The organism is Actinomadura mexicana (assembly GCF_900188105.1).
Taxonomy (GTDB): Bacteria; Actinomycetota; Actinomycetes; order Streptosporangiales; family Streptosporangiaceae; genus Spirillospora; species Spirillospora mexicana.
This window is the reverse complement of record NZ_FZNP01000004.1, coordinates 265,612-279,357: the sequence shown is the minus strand read 5'-3', so window position 1 is coordinate 279,357 and position 13,746 is coordinate 265,612. Positions and strand designations below refer to the sequence as shown.

The following is a 13,746-nucleotide window of genomic DNA, read 5'->3' as shown; positions in this document are numbered from 1 at the left end:
CCCATGGCGCGTCATCGCTACACGTGGATGTCGGCCCTCAGGGAACTGGGGTTCTGGATCCTCGCAGCACTCGTGTCGCTGCCGGTGTACTTCCTGGTCAGCCTCTCACTCAAATCGCCGTCCGAAGGCGCGAGCAGTCCCTTCGCGCCGCCGCGCGACCTTGATCTCGGCAACTACCGGGCGGCATGGAACCAGGGTGGCAACGGCACGGCGTCTTTCGGGGCGGCACTGCTGAACAGCATGTTCGTCACGTTCGTCGTCGTCGGGCTGCTGCTCGTCATCGGCGCGCCCGCGGCGTACGCGCTCGCCCGGCGTTCGTCGCGTCTGTCGGGCGGTGTGTTCGCGCTCTTCGTCGCGGGAATCATCCTGCCATCGCAGCTGGGCTTCATTCCGATCTTCGTCTTCTTCAGCCGGACCGGCCTGGCCGGCACCAGGATCGGCCTCGTCCTCGTCTACCTGGGAATGCTGCTCCCGCTGTCGGTCTTCCTGTACGCCGGGTTCTTCCGGCGGATGCCGCGGGCCTATGAGGAGGCGGCGATGGTGGACGGCGCGACGGGCCTGCGGGCGTTCGTGCTGATCGTCCTTCCGCTCATGCGCCCGGTGACCGGGACGGTCGCGATCCTCTCCGGGCTGCTCGTGTGGAACGACTTCTTCACTCCGCTGATCTTCGTCGGAGGGACCGGCAGCATCACGCTCCCGGTGGCGATCTACTCGTTCGTCGGCGCGTACACGGCTGAGTGGAACCTCATCTTCGCCGGGATCACCATCGCCCTCGCCCCGATGATCGTCCTTTACCTGGTCAGCCAGCGATACCTGATCAAGGGTTTCTCCAGCGGCATCCGCGGCTGAACCGATTCCGGCGGCACGGTCGCCGGCGGGCGCCCGCCCGTCCGGCGCGTGCTGCGTCGACCCCATTCGAACCCCGCAGGAGAGGCGAGAGGCTTTGATCGGAATCGCGAAGACGGGCGAGGGGCCCGGCCACGTCAACCTGGTCGAGCGGCCGGACCCGCACCCCGGCAGCGGACAGGTGCTACTGGAGGTCCACGGTGCCGGTGTGTGCGGGACCGACCTGCACATCGCCGCGGGCGAGTACCCGGCGAACCCGCCGATGATCATGGGACACGAGGTGTCCGGCGTGGTCACGGCGACCGGTGACGGCGTCGATCCGGCATGGATCGGCCGACGCGTCGTCTCCGAGACCTTCTCCTCCACCTGCGGGACCTGTCCGCGGTGCCGGGAGGGGCGCCCGAACCTGTGTGCCGGTCGCCGCTCGATCGGTACGCACGTCGACGGGGCCTTCGCCGAGCGCATCATCCTGCCGGCGATCAACCTCCATACGGTTCCCGACGGACTGGACGAGCACGCCGCCGCGCTTGCCGAGCCGCTGGCGTGCGTGTGCCAGTGCATGCTCGAACCGGCAGCGGTCGGCCCCGGCGACCGGGTCCTCGTCGTGGGCCCGGGGCCCATGGGCGTCCTGGCCGCCCAGGTCGCGGCGGTACTGGGAGGCGATGTCCTGGTGGCGGGCCTGCCCAGCGACGCCGACCGGCTGGCCGTCGTCCGCTCGCTCGCGCTGACCGCGACGACGGAGCGTGTGGGCGCCACCGGATTCGACGTCGTCGTCGACGCGTCCGGCAGTTCCGGCGGGATCACCGCGTGCCTGGAGGCCGTACGGCCGGGTGGACGCTTCGTGCAGTTGGGCATCGTCGGCGGGCCTGTGACGACGCCCCTGGACCTGGTTCTGATCAAGGAGCTGGAGGTCCGCACCGGCTTCGCGTCGACGCCGCGCGCCTGGCGCAGGGCGCTGGCGCTGGTGGGAAGGGGGGAGGTGCGGCTGGAGCCGCTGGTGAGCGCCGTCGTCCCGCTGACCGCCTGGAAGGCCGTGTTCGAGGACCTGCGCGCCGGCCGCGACATGAAGGTCGTCTTCGACCCACGCCGCGGCTGACGCCTCCGGGTCTCAGGCGGGGAGCAGGATGACGTGTGAGCCGCCCGCGTCGAGCCGGACCTGGAGGGTCGCCTCGTCACCGGATCGATGGGCGGTCACCGCCCGGCCCGTGAGCAGGTCGCGCCCGGCCCCTCCCTCAGGGAGCCACTCCACCGGGCCGCTGAACGTGACGTCCGCCTGCGCCCCGGCATTGGTGACGAACAGCAGCCGCGCGTCGCCGCTGCGGCCGGTGCGCCATTGCACGACCTCGCCGTCCGGCATGCTGCAGCGCAGCGCCGGGGATCCGCCGTGTTCGGCCAGTAGGGCCCCGAGCAGGTGCTCGAAGCCGACCGAGCGGGCGGCCCGGTACGCTCGCCCGGCATGGGTGCCGAGGACGATCACGGTTCCGGCACCGGCCGGGCGGCGGACCATCAGCGGACCGTGCGGCCCGTCGACGAGCGTCTCACCGTCGGGGATGTCGAGTGGCTCGATCCAGCCCGCAAGGGGAAGGTCGCCGCGCACACCCGCATGGTCGAATTCCGCGCTGACGCTGCCGTGCGGTATCTGCCGCCGCCCCAGCCCGGTGATCCCGAGCCGCACGGCGAAGGGGCGTTCATCGGCGTACCGGAAGAAGCCGTGCTCGTCGTGGGCGTCCGCTTCGGTCTCGACCAGCAGGGTCCCGCCGGCCTCGACCCAGGCGGCCAGCGCCTCGGCCGCGGCCGGCCGGACGACCAGCGGCCATGGCAGCACGATCACCCGGTACCCGGACAGGTCGCCGAGCCGGCTGGTCGCAACGACGTCGTACGGCGTCTGCAGCCGTTCCAGCGCCGCCAGATACCCGCCGACGCTGTCCGGGGAGGCCTGCTCGTCGATGCCCGACTGGGCCCACTCCAACTGGTGGTTCAACGGCTCGAACACGACGGCCACGCACGCGGGGTCAGGAGCGTAGGCGTCGAGGAGACCGCGGTGCTCGCGCAGGACCGCGGTCGTGTTCTTCAGCGCCTCGACCCGGGCCTCGGCGTGCCCGTCGTTCCCGGTGACACCGAAGCCCGACGACTCGCGGCCGAAGACCTCGTCACGCCAGCACCAGAAGCTCACCCCGCGGGCGCCGCGTCCGTAGGACAGCCAGATCCAGCGCTGCTGGAGGTCGGCGGGCACCGGATCGAGGACACCGATGCCCGACTTCGCTGATCCGCCCTGGAGTTCGCAGACCCAGAACGGACGGTCGCCCGCCGCGCTCCGGGTGGCCTCGATGCGGGCCGACGTCTCCGCGGGGGACTTGTGGAACCAGGCCGGGAACAACGAGACGCCGAAGGCGTCGACCCTGCCCGCGAGCTCGAAGTCGTTGCCCCGCGACAGTGCCTGCTCCCATGGATTCTCCGACCGTGTCTGGATGGGGGCGACGACCACCGAGTGGGCCACGATCTGATGGTCGGGGTCGCCGGCGCGCAGTCGCTCGGCCCGAAAGCTCAACTGCTCGGCTGTACGCCACGCCAGGAACTCCTGGAACACGATGGTCTCGGTCCAGTTGCGCTCAGGCTGCTTGCCGGGGAGCACCTCCTCCCATGTGCGGTGCCGGCGTCGCCAGGCCGCGTTCAAGGTGTCCAGGTCTCCGTACCGGTCCAGCAGCCAGGAGCGGTAGGCCCGCAGCGTGTGCGGGCAGAAGCAGATGTGCCCTTCGGTCTGGACGTTCCACCGGATCTCGTTCCAGCAGTCCCAGGCGACCAGGTGGTCGGTCCCGGCGTACCGGCGACCGATCTCCTCCAGGAACCGGCCTGACAGTTCGCGCACCACGGGGTGGTCGAAGCAGCCGCCGGGGACCAGGCCGACCGGTGAGTACGAGAGCGTCGTGGACTCGACCGGCCGGCCGCGGTGGTCGACGTGGTGGGAATCGGGGTGTTCGAGATGGATCCAGTAGGGGTTCAGCTCGGCGATCGTGTTGACGATGACACCGAGGCCTGCTGAGCCCGTCTCGCTGATGAGGTCGTCGAAGTCGTCGAACACGAACTCGCCCGGCGCCGGTTCGATCCAGGCCCAGGTCGCCCAGGTGTAGATGGCGTTCAGACCGGCCGAACGCATCTCCTTGAGGTCTTGCCGCCAGCGGCGGCGCTCAGGGAAGGGGGGCCGGTAGTACTCGCTCGCCAGGAGCATGAGGTTCTCCTCGGGGATGGCAGAAGGTCGGTTTGGATCCCGTTGTGGCGTCCGCGGCCGGTGGGCTGAAGCGGATGGAGATGGCGGCACATGGTTGACAAGCTCAACGCCTGAACAGCAAGCTTGGATCCAATAAGCCTTCCAGGTGCGCCTCTGCAGCGTACCAAACCCACCGAAAGGGCGATTGTGGATCCGAACAGAGGGTTCGTGGCAGGCGCGCGCGTCGCGGGCAGGGTGGCGTAAAGGTGTTCGATCTGAATGGGAAGCGTGCCGTGGTCACCGGGGCGTCCCGCGGTATCGGCCAGGCCACGGCGGTCGCGCTTGCCCGAGCGGGCGCCGATGTGGCGAGCATCCACCTTCCGGATCTGGAGGGTGCCGAGACCACGGTCGCCGGCATCGAGCAGGCCGGACGACGCGCTCTGATGGTCGAGGGGAACACGGCGGACCCCGGGGCGGTCGAGAGCTTCGCGGCGCGCGTCGAGGACGAGTTGGGTCCGATCGACATTTGGGTGAACAACGCGGCCCGCATCATGGTCCGGCCGTTCCTCGAGATGTCGGACGCCGAGTGGCATGATCTGCTCGCCTCCAACCTGAACGGCTACTACCACGGCTGTCGCGCGGCCCTGCGCCGGATGGCGCCCCGGAGATGCGGCCGGATCGTCAACGTCTCGTCGATCACCGCGACACAGCCGATCTCCGACATGTCCGCCTACATCACGGCCAAGGGCGGCGTGGTCGGTCTCACCCGTGCACTCGCGCTGGAGTTCGGCGCCCAGGGTGTGGGCATCAACGCGGTCGCCCCGGGCGCGACGGAGACGCCGCTCACGGCGCACATCTACACACCGGACGTCCGGCGGACCTACGAGGAGCGAATCGCCCTCGGGCGGGTCGGGCAGCCGGATGACATCGCCGGTGTGATCGTCTTTCTCGCCTCCGACGCGGCCGCCTACCTCGCCGGCCAGGAGATCGTCGTCGACGGGGGCATGACCCTCAACGGCAACGTCGGATTCGCGGTCGACGCCGCTGCGCCGGCCGGCCAAGGGAAGCGCGCATGAACGCTGACGGTTCGTGGACGGACGCAGACCGCGCGACCTATCTCGGCCTGTATCACTCGATGGCTCGGATCAGGGTCTTCGAGGAGCGCCTGCAGTCGCTCTTCCTCAAGGGAGAGGTTTACGGGACAACGCATCTGTGCAACGGGCAGGAAGCCGTTCCCGTCGGTGTCTCGAGCGTCCTCGACGATCGCGACCGGATAGCCGGGACCTACCGGGGGCACGGCCATGCGCTGGCCCGCGGAATCGGGGCCCAGGAGCTGCTCGACGAGATGCTGGGCCGAGCCACCGGCATCAACGGCGGACGTGCCGGGTCGATGAACGTGACGTCGATGCGGCACGGGTATCTCGGCAGTTACGGAATCGTCGGCGGCTCCATAGCCGCCGCGGTCGGCGCGGCGATGGCGGTCCGCAGCAGTGGCGGGGTCGCGGTCGCCTACTTCGGCGACGGCGCTACCAACCAGGCCTACTTCTTCGAGTGCTTGAACTTCGCGCACGTCTTCGCGCTGCCGGTGGTGTTCGTCTGCGAGAACAACCTGTACATGGAGTACACGCTGACGTCCGCCGTGAGCGGCGGGGACATCGCGAGCCGGTCGCACTCGCTGGGCGTCCCTGCCGAGCAGGTCGACGGGATGCGCGTGTGGGAGGTACGGGCGGCCGCAGCCCGGGCGGTGGAACGGGCCCGGTCGGGCGGCGGACCGAGCCTGGTCGAAGCACACACCTACCGCTTCGTCGGCCACTCGCGCAGCGATCCGGCGCGGTACCGCCCCGCCGGTGAACTGGACGCGTGGCGCGAGCACGACCCGCTGGCCCTATGCCGCGCCCGCCTGGAGCAGGAAGGCGTGCCCGCGGCGGAACTGGACCGCGTGACGACCGCGGTCGATGAGGAGCTTTCCCGAGCCGAGGCGGCCGCACTCGCGGCGCCCTGGCCCGATCCGGCGAACCTTCCGGCCGAGTTCTGCGAGGGCGGTGCGGCATGACGACGCAGTCGGTCGAGACGGTCCTCATGCCCAGACTGTCGGACTCGATGGAGGAGGCCACGATCGTCGAGTGGCTGAAGGCCCCGGGCGACCGGGTGTCCCGCGGCGACGACCTCGTCGAGATCGAGACCGACAAGGCGACGATGGTCTACGAGGCCGAGGTCGACGGCGTCCTGGAGGAGGTGCTGGTCGGTGCGGGCGGTGTCGCCGCCCTCGGCGCGCCGATCGCCCGGCTCGCAGTTCCCGGGACGTCCGCTGCGGAGCCCGACTCCGCCGCACCGCCACGCGCCGTGCTGCCGCCCACTGTCCCGAGACCCGCTGTGCTGCCGCCCACGACCCCCCCGACCGCACCGCCCCCTCCGTCGGCGGCTCTGGCCGCCGTTGCGAAGCCGCCAACGGTGGCGGTCCCGCCCGCCGTCGGCGATCGCCCGCATCGGGTCTCCGCGACTCCGGCCGCCCGCCGTGCCGCCACCGAGCTCGGAGTCGAACTGGACACCGTGCCGGCGACCGGACCGTTCGGACGCATCGTCCGTGCCGACGTCACAAGGGTCGGCAGCGCGACGAAGACCGCGCCACCGCGTCGAGCCGACGCGCAGCAGCCGGCCCGCCCAGCGGAGGAGCCGATCGCGCTCAGCCCTACGCAGAAGACCATCGCGCGCCGGATGAGCGCGTCCCGGACCGAGATCCCAGAGTTCACGCTGACAGCCGAGATCGACATGACGTCTGCGCTGGAGTTGCGCCGGTCGCTCCTCGCGCTCCGCCCCGAGAGGCCGTTCTCGGTCAACGACCTCGTCGTCAAAGCGGTCGCGATGACGTTGCGCGAGCATCCACGGCTCAACGCATCCTGGGGCGGCGACCATGTCGTGCGCCATGGACGGGTCAACATCGGGGTCGCCGTCGCCACCGACGACGCGCTGCTGGTACCGACCGTCTCCGACGTCGACACCCTGGCGGTCGCCGAGATCGCCATGCACACGCGGGCGGCGGCCGAGCGTGCGCGCTCCAGGACCGCGACCCTGTCCGAGCTCGCCGGCGCCACCTTCACTGTGACCAACCTCGGGATGTTCGGGGTGCTGAACTTCTCGGCGGTCATCAATCCGCCGCAGGTGGCGATCCTCGCGGTGGGCACGGTCGTACGTCGGCCGATGTTCGCCTCTGACGGCTCGGTGACCGCCAGGGACCTGATGCAGGTCAGCCTGAGCTGCGACCACCGGGCGGTGTACGGCGCGGACGGCGCCCGCTTCCTCGATCGGCTGAGAACGGTGCTCGAGAACCCCTTGGAGCTCGTCGTGCCGCCCGCGCAAACGGATAGGGATGGACTGGCATGACCGACCTCGAGTTTCGTACCGCGATCCGCGAAGCCCTCGACGAGGAACTGGGCCGAGACGAGCGCGTCGTGCTCTTCGGGGAAGACGTCGCCATCGCGGGTGGCGTGTTCGCCGTCACCCCCGGGCTCTACGAGAAATACGGCCCGCAGCGCGTGTTCGACACGCCGATCTCCGAGATGGCGATGGCCGGTGCCGCGTACGGCGCCGCCGTCTGCGGACTGCGGCCGGTCCTTGAGATCATGTTCGGCGACTTCCTGCCGCTGACCATGGACTGCCTGATCAACCAGGCGGCCAAGTTCCATTTCCTCGACGGGGAGCGCGGCGTACCACTCGTGATCCGCTGCGTCGTCGGAGCCGGGGGCCGTTTCGGAGCCATCCACTCGCAGATGCCCGTGTCCTGGCTCCACGGGATCACCGGCATCAAGCTCGTCGCCCCCTCGAGCCCCGCGGACGCCAAGGCGCTGCTGAGAGCCGCCATCCGAGACGACAACCCGGTGGTCTTCTTCGAGCACAAGCGGCTGTACTCGATGAAAGGCCAGGCGAGTGGCGAAGACGTTCCGCTCGGCAGGGCGGCCGTCGTACGGGAAGGCGCCGACGTGACGATCGTCAGCGTCATGAAGGGGGTCCACGACAGTCTCGCGGCGGCGGGCCTGCTCGCCGAACAGGGCATCTCGGCCGAGGTCGTCGATCTGCGCACCATCCGGCCGCTGGACGTCGACACCGTGCTGCGGTCGGTCGCGAAGACCACGCGGCTCGTGGTCGTTGAGGAAGGGCCGCTCACCGGCGGCTGGGCGGGAGAGGTCGTCGCACGCGTCACCGAACAGGGACTCGGCGATCTCGACGACGCGTGGCGCATCGCCACCGCCGACGCGCCGGTGCCGTACAGCCCTCCGCTGGAGGACGCGTTCCTGCCCGACCCGCGACGCATCGCCGACGAGATCGTGGCCCGCGCCACCCGCTGACCAGCTCGAGAGGAGCAATCGTCATGGCCAACCATGTCTTCGTCGTTCTCACACAGCCGGCTGACGGGATGACCGCCGAGTTCAACCGGTGGTACGACACCGTGCACATCCCCGACGTACTGAAGATCCCCGATTTCGTCGCCGTCCAACGATTCCGCTTCGTCCCCCAGCGGTCCGGCGACGAGCCCCTGCGGCCGTATCTCGCCCTCTACGAGACGGAGACCGAGGACATTCGGGAGACGCATGCCCGGCTGGCCGCGGTCGCCGGCACCGACCGGATGCCGTTCGATCCGTCGATCGATCAGGCCAAGTCGGTCGCATGGTATTACCGAGCGACCATGGACCGACGCACAAGCGAAACGGTCCACTGGCCCCTCGAACACCGGCGAGTGCTCCTGGAGTTCACCACCCCGAAGGAGGGGTGCGACGACGAGTTCGATGCCTGGTACGTGACCGAGCGGATCCCCGGCATGCTCGCCGTCGAAGGCATCGCCTCGGCCCGGCGCTTCGAGTTCATCGCACCGCGGCCCGACCTGCGGCCGCTGCGGCCCCACCTCGCCCTCTATGAGGCGGACACCGACGACGTGCCCGGAACGCAGCGGCGTACGGAATCGATTCGGCCGTCTGCGGCAGTCACCTCCAGCCCGGCCATCGACCCGTCCCAGGTGATCTCCTGGTTCTACGAGCCGATCGGCGAGCGGGTCGAATCATGAGCACTCGGAAACGGTTCGAGGGGCGGGTCGCCCTCATCACCGGAGCCTCCCGAGGGCAGGGGCGCTCGCACGCAGTCCGCTTCGCGGAGGAAGGCGCGGACGTCATCACCGTCGACCTACTGCCGCCGGACGATGACCCGGACGGCCTCGCGGAAACAGTCCGGATGGTGCAGGACATGGGGCGGCGTGCGGTGGCGGTCGAAGCCGACGTCCGCGACGAACAGCAGTTGACAGAAGCGGTCGATCACGGGGTGGCGACCCTGGGGAGGCTCGACGTCGCCGTGGCCAACGCCGGGGTCTTGTCGGTCGCACCCAGCCTTGAGGAGACCAGCGAGAGCTGGCAGCGCACGCTGGACGTCAACGTGACCGGCGCCTGGCACACATGCCGCGCTGCGCTGCCGCACCTTCTGGCCGCCGGTAGTGGAGCGATCGTCCTCGTCGGCTCGACCGAGTCGTTTCGCGCGTCGGCGATGCTCGCCGGCTACGCGGCGTCCAAACACGCGGTGACCGGTCTGGCGAAGTCCCTGGCGGCTGAGTTCGCGGGCCAACGGATCCGAGTGAACTCGGTCCATCCGACGACTGTCTGGACGCCGATGTTCACGCGGCTCATTCCTCCCGGCCTTGACAAGGACCAATTGGAAGCGCGGTACCGCCCGGTGCATGCGCTGCCCGTGCCCTGGATCGAGCCAGTAGACGTCAGCAACGCGGTCCTGTTCCTCGCCTCCGACGAAGCCCGCTACATCACCGGTGCCGCCCTGCCGATCGACGCCGGCGCGTTGCTGGTGGGCGGGAGACCCGGGACATGACCGATCGACGAGGAGGACGACATGACGACCCCCGACCCTAGGCGGGAGCGCGAGATCCAGGTGCATGCCGAGCACCTGTCGTTCCTGGAGGGGCCGCGATGGCACGATGGTCGGCTCTGGGCATCCGACTTCTTCACGCGAAGAGTCCTCGCGTTCGGTGCGGACGGCACGGTTGAGACGATCTGCACGTTGGCCGACGGCATGCCCTCCGGTCTGGGCTGGGATCCACGCGGGCGGCTGCTGGTCTCATCGATGGTCGACCGGCGCCTGCTGCGGCTCGATTCCGGCGGGCTCGTCATGGTGGCCGACCTCTCGCACCACGCGGCCTGGCATTGCAACGACATGGTCGTCGACGGCCAGGGCCGAGCGTACGTCGGCAACTTCGGATGGAACGATGCCGCCAACCCGGAGATCCAGCCGACGAACCTGCTGCGGGTCGACCCGGACGGCAGGGTCGCCGTCGCGGCCGAGGACGTCGTCTTCCCCAACGGGGTCGTGATCACGCCGGACGGCGCCACACTGCTCCTCGCCGAGACGTTCGCGGGCCGGATCACCGCCTTCGAACGAGCACCTGACGGGTCCCTGTCGAACCGCCGGACATGGGCCGAGTTCGCGCCGCGGGCATTCGCGACGACGCATGAGGCCACCGGTTCCGGTGTCCCGCTGCCGGACGGAATGGCGCTCGATGCCGAGGGTGCGCTGTGGATCGGCGACGCGGCGGGAAACGGCGCCCTGCGAGTGGGGGAGGGCGGCGAGATCCTCGAAGCCGTTCCCGTCGGCCAGGGCCAGACGGTCTTCGCCGTCGCGCTGGGCGGCCCGGACCGCCGCACGCTGTTCATGTGCGCGGCCGCACCGTACGGCCAAGGCGATCCCGAGCACGAGCACGAAGCGCGGCTGCTGAGCTGCCGCATCGAAGTACCCGGGGCAGGCACGCCATGAGTCGCGATTCTGCAGCCCGGCGGGGACCTGACAGCCAAAGATCCGACCAGGAGGTTCACCGATGAGACCATTTCGCCGCGGCCTACGCCTCAGTCTCAGGACTTCGGCGCTGGCGATTCCGATTACTCTCGTCTGCATGCTCGCTGGAGCAGGGACGGCGGCCGCCGAGTCCGGTCGCGCCCGGGCAGTCGAACTGTACGTCTCCCCAGACGGCGACGACGGCTGGCCGGGCTCCAAGCGCCAACCGTTCGCGACCTTGACCCGGGCCCAGGAGGCGGTCCGCGCGCTGACCGAGAACATGCGGTCCGATGTCGTCGTCAATGTACGCGGCGGCACGTACAACCTCAGCGAACCGCTGCGCATGACCGACGAGGCCGGAGACTCCGGGACCAATGGTCACCAGGTCGTCTATCAGGCATACGGATACGGGACCGGCGGGCAGGAGAAGGTCACGCTCAGCGGCGGTCGAGCGATCACTGGCTGGACCCGGGCCGACGACGGCCGCAACGTGTGGCGGGCATCGGTCGGCGATCTCGAGACGCGCCAGCTGTACGTCGACGGGCGCCGGGCTGCACGTACCGCGACCTCGGCCCCGCTGTCGGGGCTCACGTTCAAGGTCACCGACACCGGTTACGTGGTCGACAGCGACGTGCCGCTGTCATGGAGCCGGCCCGAGGACATGGAGATCGTCTACAAGGGCGCGGTGGCCTGGGCCGAGCCGCGCTGCGGCATCGCCTCCATCAGCGGCGACGCCAACTCGACGACGATCGTTATGGATCAGCCCTGCTTCCGCCGCGCCCAGCGTGTCTTCGCGATCGCGGCCGAGTGGGGAAACCCGCAGCCCCTGAAACCGACCTTGCTGGAGAACAGCAAGTCCTTCCTCTCCGACCCCGGCAGCTTCTACCTCGATCGTTCCAAGCCGGGTGAGCACACCCTGTACTACGTCCCACGGCCAGGTGAGGACCTTCGGCGCGCGTCGGTGGTCGCACCCGTCCTGGAGACTCTGGTGAGCGGTTCCGGCAGCGCCGAGGCGCCGCTGCACGACGTCACGATCAGGGGCTTCGATTTCGCCTATGCGACCTGGAACCAACCGAGCGGCGACAACGGATTCATCAACTGGTTCGGCAGCTTCTTCGAAGACGGCGACCCTGCCGACCCGAAGGCGCAACTCAGCGAGCACTACCGCGCCATCCCCGGCCACGTCGCGTTCCTGAACACCAAGCGGATCATCGTGGAGGGCAACAGGTTCGGCCGGCTCGGCGGCCAGGCCCTGGAGATCGGCGCATCGGACAAGGTCATGGTCCGAGGCAACGTAATCTCGGACGTGTCCGGTGGCGGCATCCTTGTCGGTGACGGACGTCCGAAGGACGAACTGACCGGCGGCAGCCGCGACAACGTCGTCGAGAACAACTGGATCCACGATATCGGCCGAGAGTTCCACGCCAGCGTCGGGATCTACGCGGTCGAGACCACCGACCTGACGATCAGGCACAACCAGATCAACGACCTGCCGTACACAGGACTGATCAACATCGGTGCATCCCAGTCGGCGAACCCGGCGGCGCGGGGAACGAAGATCCTCGACAACCGCGTCTTCGACCTGATGAAGGTGCTCCACGATGGTGGCGGCATCTATCTCAACTCCGCTCAAGGAAGCTCGTACAGCGACGGAGCAGTGGTCTCGGGCAACGTCGTCCACGGCCTCAAGAACGGTTTCAACACCGCGCTGTACACCGATCTCGGATCCCGTTGGGTCACCGTCCGGGGGAACGTCGCCTATGACGCGCTGAAGTCCGCGGGCGGCTGCTCCCTCGAAGGAGACTCGCAGGTCAGGCACATCAGGTTCGCGCAGAACTTCTGGGTCCACCCTGAACCCTTCTGGGGCTGCGGAAAGCCCGCGGAGGTCGAGGTCGGTGAGAACACTGTCCTGCCGGCCGACGCGGCGTCCGAGGCGTGCCTCGCCGACCGCGAATGCCGCGCGATCGTCAGGAACGCCGGCTTGGAGCCCCGCTATCGGCGGCTCCTCGACTCCCAGGACCAGCCATGAAGCTGTCGTGCTGCGACCACGGCTTCCCCCTGCTAGAGCACGAGACGGTCTGTGACCTGATACGCCTACTCGGCTTCGAAGCGGTCAACATCGCGCTCTGGAGCGGTAGTTCGCACGTACGACCCGAGGACGTACGGGGCGACATCCGGGGGTGGGCGGAGCGAATCGGGGAGCGGACGAGGAGTCGCGGGCTGACGATCGCGGACCTGTTCCTCGTCCCTGACCTGGACTATGCCGTGATGGCCGTGAACAATCCATCGGCCGATGAACGGGCGCGCGGCCGAGCGGTCTTCGAGGAGATGCTCGAGTTCGCCCGCCTGCTGGGCGTCGAGGGCATGACTCTGATTCCCGGCCTGGAATTCGAAGGCGAGCCGCACGACAGGTCGCTGGAACGTGCCGCCGACGAGCTGGCCATGCGCGTCGCGGCAGGTGCGGAAGCCGGTGTGCGGGTGTCCGTGGAGCCCCACATCGGATCGGTGATCGCCTCCCCCGAGGACACCGTTCGCCTTCTCGAAATGGTCCCCGAACTCGGCGTTACCCTCGACTACTCCCACTTCGTCATGCAGGGCCATGAGCCTGCCGCACTCGACCCGGTCCTCGGACGGGTGCGCCACTTCCACGCCCGCGCGGCCAGGGAGGGCCGGCTTCAGGTCGGCATGCGTGACAACGAGATCGACTTCGGGCGGGCGATCACGGCTCTGAGAGAGGCGGGCTACGACGGCGTCCTGGCGACCGAGTATCTGTGGATGCCGCAGCTGCGCTGCGACGAATGCGACGTGGTCTCCGAGACGGTCCAGATGCGCGACCTCCTCGCCGAGCGGATCAGCCATTGAGGAGGGGCGCCGAG

Annotated in this window: 12 protein-coding genes; 11 read left to right on the top strand and 1 reads right to left on the bottom strand. The window is 69.2% G+C overall.

Features of this window, described 5'->3' with window-relative positions:
* Window positions 1–3: 3 nt before the first annotated feature.
* Together CHC11_RS12675 and CHC11_RS12670 are read left to right on the top strand one after the other, a co-directional pair.
* Window positions 4–849 carry a carbohydrate ABC transporter permease gene (locus CHC11_RS12675; protein ID WP_089311894.1) on the top strand — a complete coding sequence of 282 codons (846 nt, stop codon included), beginning with the start codon at window positions 4–6 and terminating at the stop codon, window positions 847–849.
* 94 nt (window positions 850–943) lie between these two features.
* Window positions 944–1,942: a zinc-dependent alcohol dehydrogenase gene (locus tag CHC11_RS12670; RefSeq protein ID WP_089311893.1), complete on the top strand. Its 999-nt coding sequence runs from the start codon at window positions 944–946 to the stop codon at window positions 1,940–1,942.
* 12 nt (window positions 1,943–1,954) lie between these two features.
* Here the strand turns inward: CHC11_RS12670 and CHC11_RS12665 are convergent, their stop codons facing one another.
* Entirely contained in the window at window positions 1,955–4,072 is a 2,118-nt protein-coding gene (locus CHC11_RS12665; RefSeq protein WP_089311892.1) for a beta-galactosidase, read from the bottom strand.
* A gap of 245 nt (window positions 4,073–4,317) precedes the next feature.
* Between CHC11_RS12665 and CHC11_RS12660 the strand changes: the two genes are divergently transcribed.
* The 9 genes from CHC11_RS12660 to CHC11_RS12620 all read left to right on the top strand — a co-directional run bounded on the left by CHC11_RS12660 (window position 4,318) and on the right by CHC11_RS12620 (window position 13,732).
* Window positions 4,318–5,127: an SDR family NAD(P)-dependent oxidoreductase gene (locus CHC11_RS12660; RefSeq protein ID WP_089311891.1), complete on the top strand. Its 810-nt coding sequence runs from the start codon at window positions 4,318–4,320 to the stop codon at window positions 5,125–5,127.
* Window positions 5,124–6,104: a thiamine pyrophosphate-dependent dehydrogenase E1 component subunit alpha gene (locus tag CHC11_RS12655; protein WP_089311890.1), complete on the top strand. Its 981-nt coding sequence runs from the start codon at window positions 5,124–5,126 to the stop codon at window positions 6,102–6,104. The genes CHC11_RS12660 and CHC11_RS12655 overlap by 4 nt, the downstream gene beginning before the upstream one ends.
* Window positions 6,101–7,432, top strand: coding sequence for a dihydrolipoamide acetyltransferase family protein (locus CHC11_RS12650; RefSeq protein WP_089311889.1), 1,332 nt, complete (start codon window positions 6,101–6,103; stop codon window positions 7,430–7,432). Before CHC11_RS12655 ends, CHC11_RS12650 begins: the two co-directional genes overlap by 4 nt.
* A complete protein-coding gene (locus tag CHC11_RS12645; protein WP_089311888.1) occupies window positions 7,429–8,394 on the top strand; it encodes an alpha-ketoacid dehydrogenase subunit beta in 966 nt (321 codons plus the stop codon). Before CHC11_RS12650 ends, CHC11_RS12645 begins: the two co-directional genes overlap by 4 nt.
* Before the next feature lie 23 nt (window positions 8,395–8,417).
* Window positions 8,418–9,107, top strand: a complete 690-nt coding sequence (locus CHC11_RS12640) for an EthD domain-containing protein (RefSeq protein ID WP_089311887.1) — start codon at window positions 8,418–8,420, stop codon at window positions 9,105–9,107.
* Entirely contained in the window at window positions 9,104–9,913 is an 810-nt protein-coding gene (locus CHC11_RS12635) for a mycofactocin-coupled SDR family oxidoreductase (RefSeq protein ID WP_089311886.1), read from the top strand. Before CHC11_RS12640 ends, CHC11_RS12635 begins: the two co-directional genes overlap by 4 nt.
* Window positions 9,914–9,934: 21 nt before the next feature.
* Window positions 9,935–10,852 (top strand): SMP-30/gluconolactonase/LRE family protein, encoded by a 918-nt coding sequence (locus CHC11_RS12630; RefSeq protein WP_089311885.1) that lies wholly within the window; start codon window positions 9,935–9,937, stop codon window positions 10,850–10,852.
* A 298-nt stretch (window positions 10,853–11,150) separates the two neighbouring features.
* Window positions 11,151–12,899, top strand: a complete 1,749-nt coding sequence (locus CHC11_RS12625) for a right-handed parallel beta-helix repeat-containing protein (RefSeq protein ID WP_218826054.1) — start codon at window positions 11,151–11,153, stop codon at window positions 12,897–12,899.
* The gene (locus CHC11_RS12620) at window positions 12,896–13,732 is read left to right on the top strand and encodes a sugar phosphate isomerase/epimerase family protein (RefSeq protein ID WP_179278821.1); all 837 of its coding nucleotides are present in this window, start codon (window positions 12,896–12,898) and stop codon (window positions 13,730–13,732) included. Before CHC11_RS12625 ends, CHC11_RS12620 begins: the two co-directional genes overlap by 4 nt.
* Window positions 13,733–13,746: the final 14 nt, after the last annotated feature.